This is a genomic window from Paenibacillus sp. CFBP 13594, from assembly GCF_014842675.1.
Taxonomy (GTDB): Bacteria; Bacillota; Bacilli; order Paenibacillales; family Paenibacillaceae; genus Paenibacillus; species Paenibacillus amylolyticus_B.
Genome location: NZ_JACYVQ010000005.1, coordinates 366,307 through 390,800 on the forward strand (window position 1 = coordinate 366,307; position 24,494 = coordinate 390,800).

Annotated in this window: 29 protein-coding genes and 1 tRNA gene; 6 read left to right on the forward strand and 24 right to left on the reverse strand. The window is 44.9% G+C overall.

Features of this window, described 5'->3' with window-relative positions; genetic code table 11:
* Positions 1-100 precede the first annotated feature (100 nt).
* The gene (locus IFU39_RS18260) at positions 101-1,312 is read left to right on the forward strand and encodes a chromate transporter (RefSeq protein ID WP_192134128.1); all 1,212 of its coding nucleotides are present in this window, start codon (positions 101-103) and stop codon (positions 1,310-1,312) included.
* Between the two features lie 102 nt (positions 1,313-1,414).
* Here IFU39_RS18260 and IFU39_RS18265 read toward each other — a convergent pair whose 3' ends face one another.
* The 6 genes from IFU39_RS18265 to IFU39_RS18290 form a co-directional block, all read right to left on the reverse strand.
* On the reverse strand, positions 1,415-1,822 hold the full coding sequence (locus IFU39_RS18265; protein WP_192134129.1) for a GNAT family N-acetyltransferase: 408 nt from the start codon (positions 1,820-1,822) through the stop codon (positions 1,415-1,417).
* A gap of 31 nt (positions 1,823-1,853) precedes the next feature.
* Complete coding sequence (locus IFU39_RS18270) at positions 1,854-2,540, reverse strand: hypothetical protein (RefSeq protein WP_091028587.1); 687 nt, start codon at positions 2,538-2,540, stop codon at positions 1,854-1,856.
* A gap of 2 nt (positions 2,541-2,542) precedes the next feature.
* Positions 2,543-3,541 carry a hypothetical protein gene (locus IFU39_RS18275; RefSeq protein ID WP_105599651.1) on the reverse strand — a complete coding sequence of 333 codons (999 nt, stop codon included), beginning with the start codon at positions 3,539-3,541 and terminating at the stop codon, positions 2,543-2,545.
* A complete protein-coding gene (locus IFU39_RS18280; RefSeq protein WP_192134130.1) occupies positions 3,528-3,800 on the reverse strand; it encodes a hypothetical protein in 273 nt (90 codons plus the stop codon). Before IFU39_RS18280 ends, IFU39_RS18275 begins: the two co-directional genes overlap by 14 nt.
* Before the next feature lie 179 nt (positions 3,801-3,979).
* Entirely contained in the window at positions 3,980-6,190 is a 2,211-nt protein-coding gene (locus IFU39_RS18285; RefSeq protein WP_105599654.1) for a M1 family metallopeptidase, read from the reverse strand.
* Positions 6,191-6,377: 187 nt separating this feature from the next.
* Positions 6,378-6,450: transfer RNA gene (locus IFU39_RS18290), tRNA-Val, on the reverse strand.
* A gap of 640 nt (positions 6,451-7,090) precedes the next feature.
* On the opposite strand from IFU39_RS18290, the gene IFU39_RS18295 reads away from it, so the two are divergent.
* Together IFU39_RS18295 and IFU39_RS18300 are read left to right on the forward strand one after the other, a co-directional pair.
* Positions 7,091-7,534, forward strand: a complete 444-nt coding sequence (locus IFU39_RS18295) for a GNAT family N-acetyltransferase (protein WP_105600013.1) — start codon at positions 7,091-7,093, stop codon at positions 7,532-7,534.
* Between the two features lie 112 nt (positions 7,535-7,646).
* On the forward strand, positions 7,647-7,883 hold the full coding sequence (locus IFU39_RS18300) for a DUF3892 domain-containing protein (protein WP_017687389.1): 237 nt from the start codon (positions 7,647-7,649) through the stop codon (positions 7,881-7,883).
* Positions 7,884-7,958: 75 nt separating this feature from the next.
* Here IFU39_RS18300 and IFU39_RS18305 read toward each other — a convergent pair whose 3' ends face one another.
* The 4 genes from IFU39_RS18305 to IFU39_RS18320 all read right to left on the reverse strand — a co-directional run bounded on the left by IFU39_RS18305 (position 7,959) and on the right by IFU39_RS18320 (position 9,330).
* Positions 7,959-8,240: a hypothetical protein gene (locus IFU39_RS18305; RefSeq protein ID WP_181155477.1), complete on the reverse strand. Its 282-nt coding sequence runs from the start codon at positions 8,238-8,240 to the stop codon at positions 7,959-7,961.
* The gene (locus tag IFU39_RS18310; protein ID WP_017687387.1) at positions 8,224-8,445 is read right to left on the reverse strand and encodes a hypothetical protein; all 222 of its coding nucleotides are present in this window, start codon (positions 8,443-8,445) and stop codon (positions 8,224-8,226) included. The genes IFU39_RS18305 and IFU39_RS18310 overlap by 17 nt, the downstream gene beginning before the upstream one ends.
* Positions 8,446-8,638: 193 nt before the next feature.
* On the reverse strand, positions 8,639-8,965 hold the full coding sequence (locus tag IFU39_RS18315; protein WP_105599657.1) for a DUF3889 domain-containing protein: 327 nt from the start codon (positions 8,963-8,965) through the stop codon (positions 8,639-8,641).
* Positions 8,966-9,021: 56 nt separating this feature from the next.
* Complete coding sequence (locus IFU39_RS18320; protein WP_105599658.1) at positions 9,022-9,330, reverse strand: hypothetical protein; 309 nt, start codon at positions 9,328-9,330, stop codon at positions 9,022-9,024.
* A 256-nt stretch (positions 9,331-9,586) separates the two neighbouring features.
* On the opposite strand from IFU39_RS18320, the gene IFU39_RS18325 reads away from it, so the two are divergent.
* Positions 9,587-10,489 carry a manganese catalase family protein gene (locus tag IFU39_RS18325; RefSeq protein WP_091014199.1) on the forward strand — a complete coding sequence of 301 codons (903 nt, stop codon included), beginning with the start codon at positions 9,587-9,589 and terminating at the stop codon, positions 10,487-10,489.
* A 224-nt stretch (positions 10,490-10,713) separates the two neighbouring features.
* Here IFU39_RS18325 and IFU39_RS18330 read toward each other — a convergent pair whose 3' ends face one another.
* The 9 genes from IFU39_RS18330 to IFU39_RS18370 all read right to left on the reverse strand — a co-directional run bounded on the left by IFU39_RS18330 (position 10,714) and on the right by IFU39_RS18370 (position 18,961).
* On the reverse strand, positions 10,714-11,007 hold the full coding sequence (locus IFU39_RS18330) for a DUF6809 family protein (RefSeq protein ID WP_105599660.1): 294 nt from the start codon (positions 11,005-11,007) through the stop codon (positions 10,714-10,716).
* 142 nt (positions 11,008-11,149) lie between these two features.
* Positions 11,150-11,329: a ribbon-helix-helix domain-containing protein gene (locus IFU39_RS18335; RefSeq protein WP_017687382.1), complete on the reverse strand. Its 180-nt coding sequence runs from the start codon at positions 11,327-11,329 to the stop codon at positions 11,150-11,152.
* A gap of 297 nt (positions 11,330-11,626) precedes the next feature.
* Complete coding sequence (locus IFU39_RS18340) at positions 11,627-12,712, reverse strand: DUF3626 domain-containing protein (RefSeq protein WP_149846929.1); 1,086 nt, start codon at positions 12,710-12,712, stop codon at positions 11,627-11,629.
* A 180-nt stretch (positions 12,713-12,892) separates the two neighbouring features.
* Entirely contained in the window at positions 12,893-13,474 is a 582-nt protein-coding gene (locus IFU39_RS18345) for a DUF3221 domain-containing protein (protein ID WP_149846727.1), read from the reverse strand.
* A gap of 66 nt (positions 13,475-13,540) precedes the next feature.
* A complete protein-coding gene (locus IFU39_RS18350; RefSeq protein WP_192134131.1) occupies positions 13,541-13,870 on the reverse strand; it encodes a hypothetical protein in 330 nt (109 codons plus the stop codon).
* 231 nt (positions 13,871-14,101) lie between these two features.
* On the reverse strand, positions 14,102-15,817 hold the full coding sequence (locus IFU39_RS18355; protein ID WP_149846729.1) for an ABC transporter ATP-binding protein: 1,716 nt from the start codon (positions 15,815-15,817) through the stop codon (positions 14,102-14,104).
* Positions 15,818-15,861: 44 nt separating this feature from the next.
* Positions 15,862-16,893: a FecCD family ABC transporter permease gene (locus IFU39_RS18360; protein WP_074095819.1), complete on the reverse strand. Its 1,032-nt coding sequence runs from the start codon at positions 16,891-16,893 to the stop codon at positions 15,862-15,864.
* A 2-nt stretch (positions 16,894-16,895) separates the two neighbouring features.
* On the reverse strand, positions 16,896-17,951 hold the full coding sequence (locus IFU39_RS18365) for a FecCD family ABC transporter permease (protein WP_192134133.1): 1,056 nt from the start codon (positions 17,949-17,951) through the stop codon (positions 16,896-16,898).
* Positions 17,952-18,223: 272 nt separating this feature from the next.
* Complete coding sequence (locus IFU39_RS18370) at positions 18,224-18,961, reverse strand: glycerophosphodiester phosphodiesterase (RefSeq protein ID WP_149846730.1); 738 nt, start codon at positions 18,959-18,961, stop codon at positions 18,224-18,226.
* 231 nt (positions 18,962-19,192) lie between these two features.
* Here IFU39_RS18370 and IFU39_RS18375 point away from each other — a divergent pair, with 231 nt between their 5' ends.
* Complete coding sequence (locus IFU39_RS18375) at positions 19,193-19,459, forward strand: hypothetical protein (RefSeq protein ID WP_091014158.1); 267 nt, start codon at positions 19,193-19,195, stop codon at positions 19,457-19,459.
* Between the two features lie 217 nt (positions 19,460-19,676).
* Here the strand turns inward: IFU39_RS18375 and IFU39_RS33260 are convergent, their stop codons facing one another.
* The 5 genes from IFU39_RS33260 to IFU39_RS18395 all read right to left on the reverse strand — a co-directional run bounded on the left by IFU39_RS33260 (position 19,677) and on the right by IFU39_RS18395 (position 23,503).
* A complete protein-coding gene (locus IFU39_RS33260; RefSeq protein WP_255319930.1) occupies positions 19,677-19,805 on the reverse strand; it encodes a hypothetical protein in 129 nt (42 codons plus the stop codon).
* A 120-nt stretch (positions 19,806-19,925) separates the two neighbouring features.
* Complete coding sequence (locus IFU39_RS18380) at positions 19,926-20,510, reverse strand: LOG family protein (protein WP_091014155.1); 585 nt, start codon at positions 20,508-20,510, stop codon at positions 19,926-19,928.
* A 424-nt stretch (positions 20,511-20,934) separates the two neighbouring features.
* Positions 20,935-21,354 carry a hypothetical protein gene (locus IFU39_RS18385; RefSeq protein WP_017687369.1) on the reverse strand — a complete coding sequence of 140 codons (420 nt, stop codon included), beginning with the start codon at positions 21,352-21,354 and terminating at the stop codon, positions 20,935-20,937.
* Positions 21,355-21,373: 19 nt separating this feature from the next.
* Positions 21,374-22,042: a uracil-DNA glycosylase gene (ung, locus tag IFU39_RS18390; protein ID WP_017687368.1), complete on the reverse strand. Its 669-nt coding sequence runs from the start codon at positions 22,040-22,042 to the stop codon at positions 21,374-21,376.
* Positions 22,043-22,288: 246 nt separating this feature from the next.
* Positions 22,289-23,503 carry a MalY/PatB family protein gene (locus tag IFU39_RS18395; protein WP_192134136.1) on the reverse strand — a complete coding sequence of 405 codons (1,215 nt, stop codon included), beginning with the start codon at positions 23,501-23,503 and terminating at the stop codon, positions 22,289-22,291.
* Between the two features lie 252 nt (positions 23,504-23,755).
* On the opposite strand from IFU39_RS18395, the gene IFU39_RS18400 reads away from it, so the two are divergent.
* Positions 23,756-24,463, forward strand: a complete 708-nt coding sequence (locus tag IFU39_RS18400; protein ID WP_017687366.1) for a helix-turn-helix domain-containing protein — start codon at positions 23,756-23,758, stop codon at positions 24,461-24,463.
* The last annotated feature ends 31 nt before the right edge of the window (positions 24,464-24,494 follow it).

Consider the following 24,494-nt stretch of genomic DNA (forward strand, 5'->3'; position numbering starts at 1 on the left):
TGATAAGGATTATAATTGTAGTCATCAGTAGAGGAAATTTGTCCTTTCTTAACTGTCACCATCGGATAACCTAAGTAAAACTTAAGGAGGGATAACACGTTTGGAGAATAATTCATTTCTAACCCCGGACAAGCCCAAACATAAATCCAGGGCTCTCTATGAGGTGCTGGCTGTATCAACCAAACTCGGCCTTACTTCATTTGGAGGACCGATCGCTCATCTTGGTTACTTTCATGAAGAATATGTTCGCCGTAGGAAATGGATGGATGAACGAAGCTATGCAGATTTAGTTGCGCTATGTCAATTTTTGCCCGGGCCTGCCAGCAGTCAAGTCGGGATTGGAATTGGCATCATCCGCGGAGGTTTGCTGGGGGGACTGATGGCTTGGCTTGGTTTCACACTTCCTTCTGTCATTGCTTTAGTTTTGTTCGCTTTCCTTCTTCAAGGATTTGATATCAGCAGTAATGGCTGGATTCACGGCCTTAAGATTGTTGCTGTAGCTATTGTCGCTCAAGCGATATTGGGCATGGGGCAAAAACTAACTCCTGACCGTTACAGGGCAACCATCGCTATCTTTACTGCTGCGGCGACTCTTATATGGCAGACTGCGTTCACTCCAATCCTTTTTATTGTTATTGCAGGCATAGTAGGCATGATCCATTTTAGAAAAATGACAGGTAATAAGACAGCAGACTTGTCTGTTCCGGTGAATCGTAACTTGGCAATAGTCTGTTTGGCTACGTTCTTTGGAATCCTGATTCTGCTCCCGTTACTCACACCCTTTGATCGTTCGGGATGGCTGTTATTCTTTGATAGCTTCTACCGTTCAGGCTCACTTGTATTTGGTGGAGGGCATGTTGTACTTCCGTTACTGGAACGTGAATTCGTCCCTACGGGCCTGATCAACAAGTCCGACTTTTTGGCGGGATATGGAGCAGCACAAGCTGTACCAGGGCCATTGTTCACCTTTGCCGGCTATTTAGGAGCGATGATGCGTGGGGTTCCAGGTGCTTTGGTTGCAACGATTGCTATCTTTTTGCCAGCGTTCCTTCTAATCGTAGGAGCATTGCCCTTTTGGAATTCTTTATGTAAAAGTTCAAAAACTCAAGGAGCATTACTCGGAATTAATGCAGCCGTTGTAGGTATTTTGTTGGCGTCGTTGTACGATCCACTTTGGACAACTGCGATCCTGACTCCTGTTGATTTTGCACTGGTATGCATGTTGTTTCTAATGCTCGTTTTTTGGAAAGTACCACCGTGGATCGTTGTCGTTGCTGGTGCAGCAGGCGGTACAATCATCAACCTTCTCTAAATAAAAAAGGTACCCGTACACTTGAACACTTTTTTTTCAAAATGTTCAAGTGTACGGGTACCCGATTATTCTAAGCATACCTTTTTTACCGCTTCATGCAGATTATCGATTTATCCTCTTCGTCATTCCAATCGTAAACTTCTCAAATCCCAGTTTTGCGTAGTAGGTTTCCAAACCTTCCGTGCACATCAGTTGTGGAATGACCTTATTTTTCTCGCAATGCTCAACGATTCGTTTCATTAATTCTGTACCTATTCCTTGAGATTGATAGTCAGGCAGAACGCCTACCCCGCATATTATACCTGTTATCACTCCATCTGATATTACACGCCCCATGCCCACTAAGCGCTGCTGATCATAAGCATACATTGCATACCAACTTTGTTTGCACATACGTTCCAATTCATGTTGAGATAAATTCAGCGAATTCCATCCCAAAGATTCATATAGCGTTAATAATTGGTCGAAGCTCTCAGGTGGTTCTATTGAATAATGTATCGATTCTCTCATCAGATACCTCCTCTATCTACTCCATTTTAGTTCAGTTGCTCCAAATATCCACTTTCATCTGTGCACATTTGAAATACTTGGCCTCTGCCTTGCTTGTAGTCAGTTTCAAAAGACATTGCAGTTCTCCATGTTGGAACAAACCACCGCTAAGGTCAGCAGCAACACCACCATACTGATCATCCGCACCAAGCCATACGGACGGTCTCTCGAGTCCAGCTGAGAACTGTAATCCGGTACAGAGCAGCACAGTGAGATTCTTACGGTTCTGTGCCTCATCTCCTGCTACGCCATGTGTGGTGAAGAACACCATGTTTTGATTAAAATCCGTGTACGTTCCATCTGCTTTATAGGCACGGACCATACCATACTTCTGATTTACGTTTTGAAAAAAGGTGATTCCGGCTTTGCTATCCTTTGATTTAATGCCAACCTGAACTGAAATTCCAATGTTCCCGTTTAATTGTAGCGCTTCCAAAGTGATTGCAATTGCTGTTACTTTCGAGCTGTCAATCAGATGTTTCATTTTTAACTCTGCCGTGGCTCCTGCCGTTGTCGGTGTTGTAACGGTTATGGTCCCTCTGTCGGGCAAAGGCTCAAACGTAGGGGTCCCCACCACCTCCACCCAATCCGGTAACGTTCCGTAAAGAAAATCGGCCACAAGCTGTTTGTGAACCTTTCCAAATGGCACGATCTGACCGGCTGCATCACGTATAACCATCTCTACACCCCCACCGAATAGGCTACACCGATATTATGATCGGTATTGTAATACACGTACACTACCCCGTCCATAACGGACACCATCAAGGATTGCATATTGGTCGTTTCCCAATTTAATGCCGGAAAATATATATCTGAAGGTTTGTCCAGCAGTTGACGAAAGTCTGCGCTGATCTTGGCAATGGCAGGCCGAGCTACAGTCGTGACCCCACCGGAAGCATAAGCCGATAACATGCCCAACCACCACATGCTCCCTTTGTACATAAATACACCAGCATTGGGTCTCGAAATGTTTTCATCCGCCGATAAAGTCGCATCATTACCACCCATTAATGGTCTCGGATCAGCTAACCAGCTACGTCCGTCATGTGAATGCCAGATACATTTGCGGCCAAAGTCGCCGCCGCCCATCACCGAAAAACCGATCCATTTGCCGCCATTTCTGAAGCATGAGAAGTAACCGGTATGACCATCACCCGGGAAGCCGGGAGGTTTGTCCAAAATCAAACCCACTCTTGTCCAGTTAATCATGTCTACAGAGGTCGCAAGTGCCGTTGATTGATTGATTCCCAGTCCGTTTTGTTGATAATACATAAAGAACAATTGTTCTTCATCGTTCCAGATCACAAATGGCGTTTCCGTCGAATTCCCAACCACAGTATCGAGATACACCTGTCCGTGTTTGGTCCATGGTCCTGTCGGGCTGTTCGAGTAGGCTAGTCCAATTCCTCCGATATGATTATGGTTGGTAGAATACGTAGCATAATAATCTGCTTTTGCATCAGGGATAAGTCCCTTTACCTTGATCGCCCGAAACCAATAGATTGATTGAAGACCCGCCATTGCAGCGGTATACATAGGATTGTCCATTTTTTTATCAAATTGAGGCGTGTACATCCGTCTGGTTTCTGCATCGCAATAATCATAAGGCGCAACGGCCCTGCTTGCCTTCATCGCTGCGTCGAGTGCTGTCTGAGCAATATTTTCAGTCGTAGACATGGGAACTCAACTCCTTCATGAGCAGGCTATTACCATTTACCGGTCGCGAATATAAAACATCCGAAGTGTCCTTTAATAGGATTGAAAAATCAACAACATTACCCTCATTTGCAGCCGGCTCCTGAGTAATACAAATGATAGGACAAATTCTAGCATTATATGAATACGCTTTCATTTTGTTCATTCCTTTATTTCCTTTACAGTTGTTATCAGCAACTGTCCCTTTCATTGGTACGCCCGGATAATGTTGATCCTTCATATTAATCCCTCCTATTGTTTTCTCCCGATAAGTATATTCATGAAGTTACCTTTCTGTTAAAGCATTATGCCCATCTTGCAGCCTATTATTCTCAGTCTGGTTTTCATATAAAACATAAACAGGTTAACCAATACAAATTGGCTAACCTGTTTGAACGAAGAAACTGCACAACCAACTACTTATTCCTCCGCAAAAAGTGAAGATATGGGATTGGCTACTTTTTTATTGGATTTCTCCTTGCCTTGGTTATCCAATACATAGTACTGGTAAAAGTCGTTCGTGAATCCAATAGACTCCTGTGTTTTCAGCTTAAAAGCTTCAAATGCCGCATCACTCAGATGATCCTCATTCCAGAAATAATGAAGCATCAATCGATTCTGGTTATAGGGATGTTTGATAACGTATGCACCCGCGGCGAGAGGTTGGTTCATGGTATTTTTCCAAGGAAAACCCGTCTGTTTCGTTCGATCAATAATGTTAAATTTTAAAGCCTGCACCAATCCGTTTGACTTGGCATTGCCAATGACAATAAGGTTACTGTTGCCAATCTCTTTTTTCATCTTTTGCTTCAGTTTCTTGCGATCCCGTATAATGTCGTATCTCATACCGGTCATATCAAGGAATCCGGTCAACTGATTAACCATATCTTCCTGCTGTTTAGTTGCAAGCTTACTGACCTGATCGCTGAGCACAATGGTTAATTCCTCGCCTTGAAGGACTTTGTCCATCAATCGATTCATCACTTCATAAGGCAGATTAGGGATCATGCCCATGACAGCCTGATACTGTTGTTGTAACATGTCATGTACATAGGCGGCGGTCTCTTCCTGTGATAATTGGTATTCCGGCTTTAAGACAAAGTTAGGCTGATATAGGGCCATCTGCATTTCTGAACGTACTTCCTTACCAAGCACATCTTCAATGGTGTGAAGCAGCCCCTCTAAAGTTGCATTCTGGTACACGTAGCGTTTGAAATATGTTCTCATGAACTCGTCAAATTTCTCTTCGCCGACGGTACGGTAAAGCTGATAGATCGCTTGTCTTCCCTTCTGATAATATACCAAACCTGCTAAATCCCCAGCTTCATCGTTTGTTGACGCAATCGCCATCTCTACGGGCGCCGTATCAAACTGTACGGATCTGAACCCATTTAACTTATCTCCCTGTTTCTCTGCAAAATACACCATGGAGAAATCGGCAAAGCCTTCATCCAGGAAGGATTCGGTCTCCGAGTTATTACCGATCAATGCATGGAACCACTGATGCGCTATTTCATGAACAAAGGTTGTGTCTTCTTCTGGAATAGCACCATTTTGAATCTGTCCCATCTGGATGAGCCTCGCATACTCCACGGCAACGCCTTGTACATACGTCTCGACAATTCGGAACTCTGGATAGGGATACTTGCCATATTTCTCACTATAAAAATCGATGACCTTGAATGCCTGATTAATGTACCGGTCAACTATCTTTTTCTTGGATGGATCATCGTTGTAATAATAGTATTCCACCGTCAGACCGTTACGGGTAGCGCGCTCCACTTGAAGATTAGGACTGGCAAAGAAAACAAACTCTCTCGTATTCTCGGCTACGGCAGAAACAATTTTACGTCCATGTTCTGTACTGTCTTGAGTGGTGATAGAGCCAAGCATGGCTACCTGATACTCCTCAGGCACATTAAATTGAACTTCAAAGTCCGATGAGGTGTAATAATCGCTCTCAAAAGTTCGACTATACGGTGCCTTGTTCCATTGATGCTTAACCTCGTCGTAAACAGACATCACCGGGAACCAGTGCGCACCATTGATCATGTCCTTGTAGTAGGAAACTCGCTGTGAGCCATAGGGTATATTCAACTGAAACTCCAGTTGGAATGATACAGATTCGCCTGGTTGAACGGGCTCTTTCAACTGCACGGTCAACGCTTGGTTTTCCTTATGGAAATCGAGAGATTGGCTATCTGCTGTTACAGCCTGAATATCGATGCCACCCAGAAAGTCCTCCGCTGTCTTCTCCGGGTGATCTTCACTAATCTTTTCATTATGCTGTTGGTACATGCTCGCCTGTGTAGACTTGGAGAGGTTTGCGTCAGCATATGTATGAAGGACCAACTGCTGGAGGGTATCCTTGCTTGTGTTGCGATACGTTACCTTCTCGCTCCCCTGGATCGTCATGTCCTTCTCATTTAATCGAGCATGGATCTGGTATTGAATCGGGGCCTGCTCTAAAGAGTCTTTCTGTGTGTTATGTATCTTCGTAGATACAGGTGGGACTGCTTCCGCTGCCACAACCCCCATGCTGGCAAGTGGGCTTGTTGCCAGTATTAAAGCCAGTGTACCCGCAATCCCTACTCTGGCTAACTTTGATGTAAATGGGTTTGAATAATTCATTAGTTCTCTCCTTCTCCTGTTCTATGATGACCTCAGAACCAAGTATAGAAGAGGAACCTTACGTTGAATTTATGTTTTATTTAAGTTTTGTTTAAAAAAAGGAAAAGAACATGAAGCTTTCTCAAATCTCATTCATGTTTGTATGTAAAAAAAGAAAAGAAGCCTACATCGTAAGGCTTCTCGTGTATGATCTGTAGTGGGCTCGAACCACTGACCCCTACCCTGTCAAGATAGTGCTCTCCCAGCTGAGCTAACAGATCATGATATATAAATGTTTCCCAATCAAGTAACAGTATCATATCAAGTAACCGTGTTCATTGTCAATGATTTATTTGGTTATAATTCACCCGAAATGGTGCACAATAAAGGAAAGATTACCATTTCTACAACGAGGTGAATTCCCTATGAGAAACTTAACAAAACGGTCAACATCCAATAAATATACATTTACCAAATGCTTCTTTCTCTTTGCTGGGCTTGTGATTCTCAGTACAACCGTTACTGGTTGCAGCTTAGAGAGGGATGAACATACAGTTCAATTCCAACAGTTAAAACAGCCCAATGAAAATGGTGAATCTCTTCCCGTTTGGCTGGACGTATACTCCAAATCTGTAATTCAAGATGTATATTCTCCGCGAGGAAGCAGTGAAGTCTTGCCGTGAAGGTTAACAGATGAATTACTCATCTTCATCCCACTTGCGTGAGTATGCTTTCTTCGTAACGTAATACAACAGAGTAATCATTCCCGCCGACATTAACAAGGTAATGACCATGATGCCTGTCATGCCCATCACTATCCCCTCCTCTCCCAATATGTTCCAGACTTCACTATACAGGAAAAACATTTTTTTGTATAATTCAGTCTGATATGTCGCGCAAGAGCAGAAAGAAGGAATGGAATTGGCAGCTGAGATTAGTTATGTATCGACAGAAGAACAACTGGAGCAAGCCCTGGGAATTCGCCATCACGTTTTTGTGATCGAGCAACAGGTGCCTGCCGAGATTGAGATTGATCAATTTGATGTCATCAGTCCAGATGTGCATCATGTATTGTTAAGTACGGATGGCCAAGCTGTAGCCACAGGACGTCTGATCTATTACAGCAAGGATACGGCCAAAATGCAGCGAATCGCAGTGCTTAAATCTCATCGTTCATTTGGTTATGGACGTGTGCTTCTGCTCGCGATGGAGGAGCGAGCACGTGAACTCGGCTTATCCTATTCTGTACTGGATGCTCAATGTCAGGCACAGAAATTCTATGAAAAACTGGGTTATGAAGTGATTTCGGAAGAACCTTTTTATGATGCAGATATTCTGCATGTTCGTATGAGAAAGAGCTTGTAAAACTTCGGCATTGGCAAGTCTGATCAGCATATGATGCATACTTCCCATGAATTCGGATAGGCTAATCAGGTAAACAGATTCCTATCTCGTCATATAAGGAGAGTGTGACATCATGGATCAAACGACACGCGAGAGTTTCACAGCAGTACAGAAAAATGGTGACGGTGACCTGACAGCTTTTCAGACTTCAGCAGGACGTGTACTGGATTATCAGCAAGCACTTGCAGAAGTAAAAGCTGGTGCTATTGCCGGTGTGAATGTATTTAAAGGCAAGGATGGCGAAATGTACATTCGCGGCGATGCCGACGGTGATCCAACCAACAACCTGGACCAACTTCCCCATTTCTAAAATAGATGCACATGTCGTACATGTGACACAGTAAGCGCCGATCCGGATATCCGGGTTGGCGTTTTCTTATTATGATTAGTAGTCCGTAAAATATTTTACGGAATCACCGGAAGGTTGGCTTTTGCGAATCGGCTGTTGTACCTGTTCCCATGCCTGTAAAATCTGTATACCTTCGAGAGTAGACCGATTCTCCCACGCGATGTGCCCGGTTCGTTCAAGCTCCAGCAAAGACTCATGAATGTAAGCTCTGCTTCGTCCCGTCTTGTTCTCCAGTTCATCCATACGCGGCAGCCTGCGCCGTTGTCCTGTATAGTTCACCAAAATACGTAAAATCTTGCGTTCAAAGTCGTTCAGCATACTTTACCTCCCCATTCAGATCCGTAACAGGACGCCATGCCAGAATACCTTGCTCCAGAAATGTTCGGGGTGAGCCTTCTTTTCCCGCTGATGCTCTAATCATCCCGCCACGTACACTGTTAATTCGAATCTGTCGCTGCGTAATCTGCCCTGCACGATCCATGTAGACAAGCTCCACCATCTGGCCAATATATTTCCCTAGCATAATCATCCCTCCGATAAGAACATTTGTTTGTATTTCATATTATATGCGAACATAAGTTCTTTATTCAATAGTAAAAAAAGGATTTTGTAAAATAAAAAACCAGACCTTCACCTTAATGATCAAGGCAGTCTGGTTCAACCCATAGTATAGCTAATATGAAACATGGCTTGTAATGACCAAGTTCAGTAGCGGATCAGTGTCGATCCGATTCCGAAAATTGCACTTTCTTTAACTGTTGTGTAGATGGATTAAAATCAACATTTACATAGACTGCGAATTGCTTGCCGTCTTTAGCACGAACCCACAGCTTGAACTGTTCCCGTGATTGATCCGCTGTTAGGGAGGTACGACCGATATGCTTATAGTCCAAAATATCCACATTATACTTGGTCTGTGTTTCTTTGACCGCAATAATTCCCCACTTCGCATAATCCGGGATGGCTCCACCCGTAGCCGAGGCAGGTGTGAATCCCGTTAAACTAAGCATAACCGTAAGTATTGTAACGATGAGCATTCTCATTTCACTCACTCCTTGGGACAATATGTTTCTGTTATATTGCCCGTCCGGCTTTCATTTTACACGAATAAACGAAAGATCCAGGCCAGTGGCCGTAGGGAAAAAGGAACCACATGAACAAGCCGGTCAAACGAATCAGGAGGCTCCGTCCGAAAGCTCATTCCCCAGTCACCTGAGAAAACGTGTTGTTGTGTCTTCGGCTCCTCAGGACGTTCCAACCCGTATTTCTTCTCAAGTAACTGCCGTGTTTCTTCATCCACCTGAACCTCGTTTGTAACGTCATATGCTGTGACAGGCTCGCTGCTTATGTACATCTGAATCATTAGAAACATCGGAATCCACGCTATTTTTACCCAACGTTTGTTCATCTTAAACTCCTTTATGTACTTTAATTCTCTTGTATCTGGAAGCTCCATTTAGAGGTTAGATTATACATAAAATTCACCGAATTGGAAATAACAACAGGGAGAAGATATGCAGCATTTGATATGCAATACTTAAGTCCCATTTGGTTGGTTTTTTGTTTAAAAAACCCAACAAACGTGTAATAGGCCATGACAGAGTGACTCCACGATCTGAAACCCTACACGATCTGCAATACCAATCTGAGGAGGTTACACCCGAATGTTCAAACGCTTGGATGAAATCCTAATTGAGATTCCCAATGTCGAGAAGCCAGATCCGAATGCTGCGGCAGCTATACAAGAATTGCTCGGCGGCAAATTCGGAGAAATGTCAACGTTGAACAACTACCTCTATCAATCGTTTAATTTTCGATCCAAAGAAAAGCTAAAGCCCTTCTATGACCTCGTCATGAGCATTACGGCTGAAGAATTGGGTCATGTTGAACTCGTGTCTCATGGGATTAACAAGTGCCTCAGAGGCTCAACCGAGTACAAAGAACCCGACGATACGCCGCTAGGTTCGGTGAAAGATGCTCGTCTGTCGTATCACTATCTGGCAGGTGCACAAGGCGCAATGCCTTTCGACTCTATGGGTAATCCATGGACGGGAGCAAACGTCTTCAACAGTGGCAACCTGGTCGAGGATCTGCTGCATAACTTCTTCTTAGAATGTGGCGCTCGTACCCATAAAATGAAAGTATATGAGATGACGGATCACCCGGCAGCCCGGGAAGTAGTTGGTTTCCTGCTGGTACGTGGCGGCGTTCATGTTGTCGCATATGCGAAAGCACTTGAGATTGCAACTGGCGTAAATGTGACCAAGCTGGTTCCTATTCCTTCACTGAACAACAAAGCCTTCAACGAGGCTCGTAAATATGAAGAAAAAGGGGTACACACCAAGCTGTACACCTATAGTGATAAAGACTTCAATGCGATCGGCCAGATCTGGAAAGGGACTCACCCCGAAGATGGACAACCTCTTGAAGTCATCCAAGGGATACCTGAAGGATTCCCGATTCCAGAAGCCCCTGCGGTGGAAGAAGAATTCGCCCCAGGCATTTCGCAAGAAGACTTTAAGGAAATTGCTCGCCGTCTGAAGATGGCAGGAAATATTGCCGATTAAGGAACAAATTGTTTAACAGGTTCTTTCCCTATATATAAATTGTTAACTCTATGTTTAAGTGAAGCCCTCGAACCCTGCTGCTGAATGCAGAGAGGATTTGAGGGCTTTGTTATAATCAATTTATGATACCATTTTATGGTGCAAACATGAGTCTGTTGTATGCACGTCATTCCCTGAGAATTTAGCTGTAAAAGTAAACCGGATCTCTGCTCACATCGTTAAACTTAATTAAACTCCAGCACTGATTCCTCACGCTGACTCATGACTTCAATTAGCATGTTGGCACCCAGACGAAAACCTTGTGCAAACGCTGCTTCCGTATGCATGCCCTCACATCTGCCACACAAGTCAAATAACTGTTCAAGCTCACGGAATTCGTTCTCGCTCAATCGATTCTTCCACTGCTCTGTCAGAGCTGCAATCTGCCGCCCTAACGCTTGGTATTCAGGATGTGTCGGCATCATCATCTCATCCGGTCGAAGTCGTCCATTATATAATGCTTCTAATATCGAATTCATGTGCATCCTCCTGTATATCAATACGCACCTCACTTGAATGAACGTTCTGCACATGGTAGGATATTTATGCAGTCGCTCATTCAAGTGATTGTGGGTTAGGAAGTAGCGCTGTTCTTCGAGGGACGAACGCTGCTTCCTTTTTCTATTTTTGGAGCTCGTCGTAAATCTTCTCAATCCCTTTGCGAACGATGTCTGATCGATTCGTATTCAGCTTCTCAGCCGAAATATCGAGCTTGTTCATAATTTCCTCGTCAACACGTATCTCAATCGTTCTGCTTTTGGGTTTGTCAGACTTAGGCCGCCCCATCTTTTTGGCGGACATTTGCTTCACCTCTTTTTTTGTCCTGACAACAATATATTATTGCCAGGACAAAAAGTCAATGTAATTATAAAACATACGTTCGTTTTTGTGACAGCAGATTCATAGATAAATGTATAGTCAGTAATCCGTTTGAATGATAAAAAACAACCTTGAACGGCTAGGCGCTCAAGGTCGTTAGAGTACTATTATTGAGTAACAAATTAAAATTCAAGAGATACGCAGACAGGTAGGGAAAAGAAGTTGGTATTTTAGCATTGTTATCACTACATATTCAATATTTTTATCTCGAAAACCGTTTTACTTGTTCATTGGTTTTCCATATCTCACTAAGACATGCCAAAGTAATTTTAATTCTTGTAGAACTTCTTTGTAGGTTCCTCTATCACTCCAATGACTTGGATTTCGTTTCAGGTCCATAGCTGCAGAACCAATGATATTTGCATCAATCAAATCACTTTTTGCAATTCTCTTGGCTAGTGAAGGCATCGAAGGACCTCGAAAATCCATAGGAACGTCATCTACCAATAGTGTAAAGCCCATGTGCCAGTGGAGATCAATGGAATACTTTAAACATATCTGCTCTAAGATTCGTCCTGTATGTGTGCCTTTAAATGATGGGTCGGCAACAAGAATCTTTACATCTTTTTCAAGGGAAATATCACCATGAACCTGAGCTTCGATATAATGGTCCAGATTTCGGTGTGGCTCTTGGTTTGATGGATTTCGGAATGATTTCTCAAGATTGATGAGCATATGGTCAATTAACTTTTGAACTGTTAGATTTCTTTCACCAATGGCAAAATTATTATAAAATACATCCCTCATAAGAGCAGCCAAAACGAGGTCAAACTCCTCATACGTTCCCTTTTCCTCAGGGTCTTGGTGAGAATCCAAATATGTATACGTGCAACGCTGAGAGACCTCAGTGGATAAAAGGAAATAACATGATCCAAAACGCGGAGCAGGTCCATCGGGATGTAACATGACATTGAGCGCCCCATACTTGGGACGTTCGCTATTGGTTGAGCCATTAATTTGGTACGCTCCGCCAAACATTTTATTCTCCCAAACGTCACGTTCACCGCCTGAAAATGCGGATACACTTCCATTCGATAAGAAAGTCTCAAACTGACTTTTATAAACCCCCTGCTCAAGTAGTGCCTCAGCCACGCTTTTCATATTCGGATCTAATCGATCTGGGTGAAAGTGTAGCGCGATACTTGCATGAGATTTTAGTTTAGTGATAGCATCTTCAAATGTCTTCAGCTCGATGTTGGACATACGAAGGATTTCCCTAATGGTTTGCTCCGCCTCATTTTTGCGGCTTCTTGCATAATTGGTTACATGCTCTTGAGCTAATTGCTGAGACCTTGATAATTCCATGAGCAGAAGATTCCTTTCCATTTTTATAAAATCATAATACATGATGGACAGTAAGGGAACTTACAGGCGGTTCAAAAATCATGATAGCTTGCAATGAATCTAATCCACATCATTTCTTTCAATTTGAATCATATTCATGTGCAACGCGCGTTCCTCCACCATCATAAAGCTATGAGCCCCTTATTCTCCGCCTTGTGTCTTAACTTTCTCCTCATCCTTCACGGTCACATGAACTACTTGCCCTTCATTCGCTGTATTCGCATCTCGCATCTGAATGGTCCATGTCCCTCTATCTGCATCAAACCGTGTGTCCTCTATGACGGGAATATGCATGTTCTCTGTATCAAGTGAATGCAGTCCGCTACGAATCGCATCCGCAGCCGTCATGTGCGCACCATCTGGTGCCACTGGACAAGATACGGCTATCTTTTCTGCTCTGGCCTGCCCAGGATAGGGTTGATTTTCCGGGCCTCCATCCGTCCAGACTTCAACATAGGAGCCGATCTGCGGATCAGGCGCATTGGAGAACCATTTTGCCGGATAATACCGACTCTTTCCTCCATTGGAACTGAAATCCTCATATGCCGGATCAACAACAAGAATGGAATTGTCTTTGCGTTCAACCACATAACCAGTGAATCCATCTTCACTTGGTGCATTGGCTTGAGCCTGCACAGAGTTGCACTCGATATGTCCTGAACATCCCGTAAGGCATACGATTAGAATTGAGAGCAATATGAGGACTCGACGAAGATGGATCACATGTAAATCCCCCTTTAATAACACCTCTTTCTAAATTTAACGTACCCGGTCAGATTATTGTTGCATTCACTTCCTCATATCCCTTTTATACACGTACCTTCCCCAGATCACCAATGTTGCGCATAACAAGACAGCACAGTAGGCCCAGACAAATAACATGGCGAGTCCTAACCCGATGTTGGCATCCAGGCGTTCATCAAAGATCTCTGTGAATAGCGAAAAACCAAGTGGCACGGCGCCAACAATGAAAAGTCCAATGGACCATCCACCCCAGCGTCGAAAACCAGACCCCTCACGAGTACTTGAAAGTTTGCGAATCCCTTGACTCAGAAGCCACCAAATCAGAATAAATAATAGACAGGTTAGAAGAATTTTCAGCATATCGTTCAACTGCATATCGCGCACCTCCTACATCTTGCAAGATGATGAACATATCTTACACGTTAAGTGTTCTCTTTACTATATTACCCGTTTCCATATCCATGATCACATGCAGATCAGAGCACAGTACCCCTGGCTCACACTTGATCATGAAAAAGAAAAAAACGCCACCGTCCTGACTCCTTCCAAGTCAAGAACGATGGCGTTACTTCTCAGATTTACATTGTTACATTCACATAGGATAGGTTACGCACCAAACTGCGCATAGTGAAGGCGGCTGTACACCCCACCTGCTGCGAGTAATTCTTCATGACGTCCCTGCTCCGTAATACCTTGTTCAGCAACGACAATAATACGGTCTGCATTTTTGATCGTTGCCAGCCTGTGAGCGATGACCAGTGTAGTCCGGCCTTCGGACAGCTCAGCAAGGGATTGCTGTATGGCTGCTTCCGTTTCTGTATCCAACGCGGATGTCGCTTCGTCCAGAATCAGAATTGGCGGGTTTTTCAGGAACATACGTGCAATGGACAGACGCTGTTTCTGTCCACCGGACAACTTCACGCCACGTTCACCAATTAACGTATCCAATCCTTCCGGCATCGATTGAATCAAAGGTTCCATCTGTGCACGTCTGGCAGCCATCCAGATTTCTTCTTCGGAGGCATCCAGCTTGCCGTAGGCAATGTTCTCCCGAATGGTTCCATCGAAGAGGAATACGTCCTGTTGTACAATTCCGATATGACTTCGCAAGGAATCCAGCGTCATATTCTGAATCTCCTGCCCATCGATCGTGATGCGACCTTCCAGCACATCATAGAACCGCGGCAACAGACTGCACAGCGTTGTTTTACCTGCCCCCGATGGACCTACAAGCGCTACGGTTTCACCTGCACGCACGTTTAGATCGATACCTTTGAGAACAGGCTCCTGATCCGAATATCCAAAGGTCACTTGCTCATAACGAATATCTCCACGCAAATGGGATACCGCAACGGCCCCTGGACGATCTTCCACATCCGGTTCCATATCAAGCAGCTCCGTATAACGTTTGAAACCTGCAATCCCTTTGGGATACGTCTCGATAACCGAGTTGATCTTCTGGATCGGTGTCAAGAACACATTGGACAACATAATAAATGCAATGAACTGACCGTAGGTCATACTGCCTTGAATGACAAACCATGTTCCGCATACCAGGACAAAGAGGGATACCAACTTCATCAGCATATAACTGACAGAAGAGTTCCAGGCCATGATTTTGTATGCAATTAACTTGGTTTGACGGAAACGACCGTTGTTCACAGCGAATTGTGCTTTTTCATGCTCTTCATTAGCAAAAGCCTGAACAACACGGATACCTGTAATATTGTTCTCTACACGAGCGTTGAAGTCCGCAATATCACCGAACATTCGACTGAATGCCTTGGACATTTTGCTACCAAAGTAGAGCGACAGATAAATAATCAGCGGTACAATAATAAAGGTTAATACCGCCAGATTCCCGTTAATGCTCATCATGATGCTGAATGCACCAATCAGTGTCATCACCGCGATAAATACATCCTCTGGACCATGATGGGCAATCTCACCGATATCCATCAGATCGTTAGTCATACGGGACACGAGGTGTCCTGTTTTTGTATTATCGAAGAAACGGAACGATAACTTCTGCACATGATTAAACAGACTTTTACGCATATCCGTCTCAATGTTAATACCGAGCTTGTGTCCCCAATAGGTAACCACGAAATTCAAAAATGAATTCAATAAGTAGATGCCGAGCAATGCCAGACATGCCCATAGAATCCAGTCCCAGCGACCGCCTGGCAGCAGATCGTCGACTACGCGGTTGACCGCCAGTGGAAAGGCAAGCTCCAGCAAGGCGACTAAAATCGCACAACTGAAGTCAAGAATAAAGAGCTTTTTGTAAGGCCTATAATAGGCAAAGAAACGGCGAAGCATGGACTGAAGTCCTCCTTATGCAACCACACAATGATGATTACGTTCTATTTCGTCTTGCTTAAGAGGTACAGGAAGTATGGCGCACCAATAATGGCAACCAGGATCCCCGCAGGAATCTCCGAAGGCTGTAGGATGACACGACCCAGCGTATCTGCAACCAGTACAAGCAATGAACCGATCAGTGCAGATGCGGGTAACAGGAATTGATGTTTTGGACCCACCAGACGACGCGCCAAATGCGGTCCGATCAGACCTACAAAACCGATCCCCCCACTCACAGATACACATGAGCCGGCAAGTCCTACAGCAGCCGCAAGCAAAATCAGTCGCTCACGCTCAACCGGAGTCCCGAGTCCGCTGGCAGTCTGGTCCCCCAGATTCAGTACGTTCAACACACGTGCCTTATACAGAACAAGCGGGACAAGAATAATAAGAAACGGTAGCAATGCCGTTACAAATTTCCAGTTCGAACCCCAGATGCTGCCTGCCATCCAGGTAGCTACAAATTGATACTTTTCCGGACTAAGTCTTAACGTAAGCACGATCATGGCAGAACTAATTCCCGCCGCTACCCCGATCCCAGTAAGCAACATACGTGTAGGCAGGATGCCCTCTCCTTTTTTGTAAGAGAGAATGTAGATCAGAAATGCAGCAAAACCGGAACCGATCAGGGCCAGAATTGGCAAAAGAAATACCGGCGCTGCTGTCGTTGTCGGGAAAAAGGAAACAAATAACATGACGACCAGACCAGCACCTGCATTAATCCCGAGGATCCCCGGATCGGCCAACGCATTCCGAGATACTCCCTGCAAAATACAACCAGATAACGCAAGTCCAGCCCCGACCAACACCGAAATCACAATCCGTGGCAGACGGAATTCAAACAGGATCAATTCCTGTTTCGCCGTGCCTCCACCAAACAGGGTTCGCATCACCTCAAGCGGCGAAAGCTTGGTAAAACCTGTGTTCATGCTCACCACAAAAGCCGTAATAATTAATAGGGCAAGCACAATGAGGACAATCGTACTCTTGGTTCTCTTCTTGCGCTCTGCTCCAACTATTGTTGAGGATTCCATCGTTACAGAGTCCTCCTTTCTTTACGCGCCAGATACAGGAAGAATGGTACCCCGATGAGGGCAACCAATGCGCCAATTGGCGTCTCGTACGGCGGGTTAATCATACGTGCAGCCAAATCCGCAAATACAAGCAAGAGACTGCCCATCACAGCGGAACATGGAATAATCCAGCGATAATCGACCCCAACCAGCTTCCGCGTGAGATGGGGAATAATGAGTCCAACAAAACCGACCGCACCCACCACGGACACAGCCGTACCCGCGAGAATCAGTACAACAATCAGGCCTATGAGCTTGATCAGCCCAGTACGTTGCCCCAAGCCCACCGCAATATCTTCTCCGAGACTAAGCAGAGTAATGGAACGGGAGATGAGAAGACCTGCGATTAGTGCAGCGAGTACCCATGGGAACATGACCTCAAGTTGAGACCACTTCGTTCCGGCTACACCACCCGCTGTCCAGAAAGCTAGATCTTGTCCAATCCTGAAATATAATGCAATCCCTTCACTGAGTGCCGACAACATCGCTGATACAGCCGCACCTGCAAGCACAAGGCGTAGTGGTGTAAGACCCGATTTGGAAGCTGCACCAAAACCATACACCAACAGGACACCAAGCCCTGCTCCAAGGAAGGAATACATGATGATATACATAAATGGCAAGCCAGGGAAGAAGGCAAAACAAACTGCAAGCGCAAATCCAGCTCCCGCATTTAACCCAAGCAGACCTGAATCGGCCAGCGGGTTACGAGTCATGCCCTGCATGATCGCACCAGCTACAGCGAAACATGCACCTACCATTGCTCCTCCAAGGATACGTGGTAATCGAATCTCCCATATGATCTGATGTGGAGTCAGCTCAGGATTGAAATCAAAGATAGCCTTCCAGACTACACTAAGCTTAATATCAGCAGCGCCAAATGAAATGGACAACGCCATACCCAGAGCGAGTAGCAAAACTCCCCCTGTAAGAATAAGTGTGGCTGCCCACGGACGAGTGTGTATCTTCGCTGTGGGTGAATTCGGATTATGTTTTTCTGGTGAAGCTTGTGAACTCATACGCGCCCACCCTCGTTATGAGTGGAGCTGCCCAAACCTATGTACATAACAATCACCTCTCTATAAATACCGAACTTTAATGATATTGATTCTCATTCCCATAGACCATTGTAAGTGAATCCACGGGCTCTGGCAATGGACAAATAGGACATGTTTATTGCATATATGAAGATTTTCACACAATTTCACACGCAAAAAGGCCGTGTAGGAGCCAAAAAGCTCGAACACAGCCTTATCATTGCCTATGTAGAACATATATCATACAGACTCATTTAACGAGCATGTACCGTGATCAAAGATGCCAGGACATCCGGAACATCGGTAATGATTCCTTGCACACCCATGTCAATCATGGCCTGCATCTCGGCAGGATCATTCACCGTAAATGGATAGGTAACAATGCCATGTGCCAGTGCAGCAGCAATATCTTCTTGTGTGACTGCCATCTTGTAGGGATGAAGGCCGGAAGCTTCGAGTTTGGCGGCATAATCATAGGGACGGTACAACTTTTCCATATATAGAAGTGCTGTACGGATCTCCGGGGCAAGACGTTTACATCTCACGAGCGAAGCATGATTGAAGCTGGACAGCACGACCTGTTGCTCCAGGTTCCACTCCCGGATCGCCTGTATAACCTTCTCTTCCATCCCCTTATAACTCACAATACCATTTTTCAATTCCAGATTAAGCAGCGTTCCTTTCCCCTGTACCAGCTTGAATAACTCCTCCAGAGAAGGAATACGTTCCCCGGCGAAATCAGCATGGAACCAGGACCCGGCATCCCGTGTGCGCAATTGATCGTAAGTCGTATCCTTAACCCAACCTTCTGCGCCGCCAGTTCGACTTAACGTCTCATCATGAATCAGTACCAGTCTGCCATCATTCGTCATCTGCACATCGGTTTCAATACCTGTTGCTCCAAGCTCCAGACTCCGTTCAAAAGCACTCATCGTGTTCTCCGGGCATACGGCAGATGCACCGCGATGGGCAATGATCTCCACGTTCCTCATTCCAGCACCTCCTGTGTTCAAGCTTCACTCTATGATTAACACTATAAACACGGTTTGTTAGACTTGTATTAACGGGGCGTATAATGGGTTGCCTGCTTCGCTAATACTAGCGGCCAGGCCCAACATCTAACGGGCTGGGGATTCACTCATTTTTGCGAACTCAATCTGAAAATCGACATAACATAGTATGAACGATGGAAGCACTGAACTCCGTTATAAGGAGGTTGACTATTGAATCCCTCAAAGAAAAAATCGATACCTACGCGTGCTCACACCTCCCAGTTACAGTCGGCTTCCAGGCTTTCCAGATCATCTGTCCATATCAAAAATAAATCCGGCAAGACGGCTAATCAGCGTTCTTTTAACTCCACTTCATCCAGCACACTGGATCAGCTGGCTATTGTTGCAGCAATACTCTCCTTAATTGCAGCCGCCATCGGGCTATATATCGCCTGGAAATCGTTAAGTGTTCCGGATCAAACTGCTGTTGTGGTGTAAGCTGCTTGTTGTGCAGCTAATGGCTCAGGAGGCTCTCTCCTGCTTCTGACCTTATTCAGGGGCAGGTTTTTGCTTTTTCAATTACTTAACGTATGCTGGAAACGTCAAATAACCGTTCCCCTGAAACGCCGGGATATACCGGCGTCTCTTTGGAAAGGTCATTTTTTATTCGGGCGCTGCCTCTGCAGCATGATCCCCGTCCCCGGATTTGACCGAATTACAGAATGAATGTGCGAGAGATAATAACCAACAGAATGAACAATACCAGAATTGCACCTGTTGATGTCCATGCTCCACCACCGAAGCCTCCGCAATATCCGTAACCTGTACCTTTGAGTTCGCTCATCAGTGACACTCCCCTCTTCATCGAAGTACACTATAGACTATGTCCGATAGCGCAACTTGCTTGGGCAGATCGAAAATTCTCCCGAGGAACGAGTGGGTTCAGGCCCGTCTTCTTATGCACTCATTTCCCGTTGAGTTGTGACCACTTCTGAGTCAGCTCTGCAGGAATGTAGGATGACATTTGTTTGATCAGTTCAGCCGGATCAGATTCCAGACTCCACAGACTGAGATGCGAGGTGTTAGAGAATCCCTCCTGTACACTATGTTCTACCATCTTCATCAGCGGTCCATAATATCCGTTGACATTCAATAAGCCAACAGGCTTACGATGAATGCCGATCTGTGCCCAGCACAGTACCTCAAATAGTTCTTCAAATGTACCCATGCCTCCGGGAAGCGCAATGAACCCATCGGATAATTCAGCCATCGTAGCCTTGCGTTCATGCATGGTTCCCACTTCAATCAGTTGTGTAAGCCCTCCATGAACAACCTCACCCCGGAATAATCCCGTAGGCATAACCCCGATTACTTCTCCCCCTTGCTCAAGAGCAGCATCGGCTACTGCACCCATCAAGCCCATGCAAGAACCACCATAAACCAGTGCATACCCACTATCGGCAATCTGTTTGCCCAGTTGGACAGCCTTCTCTGTATAATCGGGGTGATTTCCCGGATTGGAGCCTGCAAAAACAGCTATACGTTTCATTGGGTTTCACTCCTTCTCATGATCTTTTTAGATTGAACTAAAGAATATTTACACTTGCCACTTCGATGACAGAACAACCTTCCGATCGCTGTTATCCCCAGATTTTTTGATTCAATTTTACAAAGGTGAATATCTTGGGATAAAGGCGAACGCTCCACTTCTTCAGGTTATTTCTGGCCTCTACGTTTCTCGTGTAAATGTTTAGTTCAATTTATCTATTTTAATAATATATATCATGAATGTAATGGGTATGTACAACAGGTTAACAGAACCCATGGACAAAAAAATACCCGACCGTTTGCAGCCGGCCGGGCTCCCGTTTTATTACACATCAATTTAGAAGGGGTTGTTACTACCTAATATACAGACCAAACATTAAATCCATATGATCTTTGCATGAAATGAATATTAAATCTTCGTGGTACTAACGTATCCCGCGGCGTGAACGTACGACAAACATATGCTTGTCTTTACGAAGAACCCGACCATCTGCAAGTTCAACCTGATCCTCGTCATGACGCAGAATCGTCGTGGATAACGCTACAATTTTGGCCCGGCGCCAGATCATAACCTGTGACTTGAAATAGATCGCATTTTCGAACTGAATTGCCTTTTTCATCACATATCCAACCTTGTGCACCTCAGAACGTGCTTTCTTTAAGGGAAGACTCTCTTCGGGAAGAGGTCTAATCATTGCGATATTGTCAAACGATACCTTGATCCGTTTCGGTCCGATCCGTACACATTCCGCTTCTTCATCCCACTCGACCAGCGTTCCCTTCAATGGCTCCCGTATGCCTGTTGCACGATATACCGCTACTTTTCGCCCTATCCAATGTCGCAATGTTCTCACCTCCATCTGTCTAGTTTTCAGGTATCTTCCAATCGATCGGTTCAATACCTTTGGAGGTCAAGAAATCATTGGCTTTGGAAAAGGGACGACTGCCGAGGAATCCACGATGCGCTGCCAGCGGACTGGGATGTGTAGACTCCAGTACCAGGTGCTTGTCCCTGTTTATAAAAGCACCTTTCTTCTGGGCATGACTGCCCCATAGCATATATACCATTGGCTCTGAACGTTCATTCAGCGCACGAATGACAGCATCCGTAAATGTCTGCCACCCTAGTGCCTGATGCGAGTTAGGCTGACCTTCACGAACCGTCAGAACAGCATTTAATAGCAGGACTCCCTGCTGTGCCCAATGAACCAGAGATCCATGATTCGGAATAGGCAGGTCCAGATCGGCGTGAAGTTCCTTGTATATATTTTTCAGAGAAGGCGGTACGCGTACCCCCGGTCTAACCGAAAAGCTTAATCCATGAGCCTGTCCCGCACCGTGATAAGGGTCCTGACCAATAATAACGGCCTTAACCTGATGATATGGCGTCAGCTTCAGTGCGGAGAACAGGTCTTCTTTGGGCGGAAAGACCGTCTGTGTTTTGTACTCGGCGGCTAGGGTGTAACGAATCTTGTTGAAATACTCAGCTTCCGTCTCTTCCTGAAGCACCTTGTCCCAATCGTTTCCAAACATATGTATAGGCTCCTTTCCCTGATGAATGCAGTTACGTACAGCCCATCTACTGGACTCTTCCTTCTGAGAGCCGCATGTCATGCAACTCATAGACTATCCACCATTTTAACATAACCGGGGACAGCAGACCAGAATTGCGCATCAGGGTATACATTCACTTCGAAATAAACCTTGTTCTAGCTGCACTCCGTATACTCATCCGAAAAAGTCACCACGCTGTTGCGTGATGACTTGATGACTTTATATTTAAACCGGTACCTCTTCGATTTCTTTCACAAGCACACTACTGATTCTCCGTAATCCTTCCTGAAGGACAGAACGCGGACAAGCCAGATTCAACCGAATACAACCCTCACCATTCGCGACAAACATATGACCATCTTCCAGAAGCACACCTGCTTGCTCAGCGAAAAATAACGGTAAACTTACATGCTCGGGAGCATATGCCGAGATATCAATCCAGGCAAGATATGTGGCTTCCGGAATATGAAAGACAGCCAGCGGCAGATGTTGCTTCACATATTGTTCTACACAGGCAAAATTGGCGTCGAGATAAGCTTTTAATTGTTTCAGCCATTCATCACCCGTTTCATAAGCTGCTTGAGTGGCAGCAATGCTCAGTGGGTTTTTGAAACCATAATGGCGTGCCTGCCAGATGTCTCGAAGTTCCTTATTCGGAATGATGACATTGGAGAACATCAGTCCAGCCATATTGAATGTTTTGCTCGGGGACATGCATGTAATGATTCGATCCGTATCCGGGAACAGCTTCGCAAGTGGCGTATGTCTTTTGCCAGTCCGCAGCAGATCACAATGAATTTCATCCGAAATGACCCATACATTGTTCCTCAGGCAGATCTCACCCACACGCTGTAACTCTTCCGTTGTCCAGACGCGTCCAGACGGATTATGGGGGTTGCAGAAAATACATACCCTTACCTTCTCATCCTTGGCCTTGGCTTCAAAATCCTCAAAATCAATCGAGTAACGCCCCTGCTTGTTGATCATATCCGAACATACCAGATCAAGATCATTATGCTCTGCAGCTGACTTGAAGAAACCATAAGACGGGGTCACGATCAGTACTTTCTCATCCGATTGACAAATATACTCCACCAGTTCATATAAAGCAGGGATGATTCCGTTTGAGGTCTCCAAATGCTCCTTCGGAAAGGACCAATCATAGTACCTTTTCATCCAATTCGAGACAGCTTCATAGTATGCCGGATCAAACACCTGGGAGTAACCCATAATTCTGCGGTCCAAACGTTCCTTCACTGCATCCAGAATCTCGGGAGGTGTAGCGAACTCCATATCTGCAATCCACATGCGAATGAATTCTTCGTCCTTAAATGGAAATGTCATATCTTCTGAGGCGTTAAAAATATATTGACGGAATCCATCCGTATTCATGGCATTTGTACCTGTGCGATCTATAATCTCATCAAAGTTATATTTCATAGTAGCTTCTGCTCCTCTGTCTGCTCAACTTTTCATTGTCGGTTCATGTCGTATAAGATCTATTATTCCATGACGTAGAAATTGCATCAAATGCAATACAATCTATCCTGACGAAACAAATAAAGTTTATTGTTTCCCCAGAATAGGTTTTTCGGTGAGAAAGTGATATATTTCTCATATAACATCATTTTTATGAATGACTTTCACCATTTTCACGTACTCTCAAGAAACATTGCATAAGGAGAACCAGTTATGAACAATATCAATCAGGAAGTTGGCAAGAAAATACGAAACTTTCGGAAGTGGCGGGGACTGACCATTCAACAGCTGGCGGATCAGATCTTCAAGAGCAAGGGCACCCTGTCCAAATATGAGAGCGGAGATATTACACTTGATCTGGTCACGTTACATCATATTGCGAACGCGCTCAACATTCAGGTGGAACAACTCTTGTACCAAGAACCCAGACACGCTTCCCCCCTGATGAATGCGGTCCCGTCCAGCTTTTTCAAGAATTCTACACGTTTCTATTCCTACTTCTATGATGGGCGTAACAACAGTCTCATTCGATGTGTCATTGACATGATGGCTCAATCGGATGCCAACCGTTATCGCACCGTGATGTATATGAATGTGAAGGATTTTGAGAACTACCAGGAATGCGAGAATATGTACTGGGGCCACACCGAGCATTATGATACACTCACCACGCTGATTTTGAAAAATCAGGCCACTCCGCTGGAGAATCTATATATTAATATTCTGGCATCTTTTCAGGAATCGGAGAAAAAGTGGGGACTGATGGCTGGTGTCTCCTTCAGACCTTTCATGCCGATCGCGCTCAAAATGTTATTCTCCAGAACCCCGCTGCCCGAGAATCAGGAGTTGTATAATGAATTGAAAATATCAAAGGAAGATCTGCGGACACTGAAAATATACAACATGCTCGCTGTCACTTGAACAACGCAGCGTATCACCCATTCTCATTATG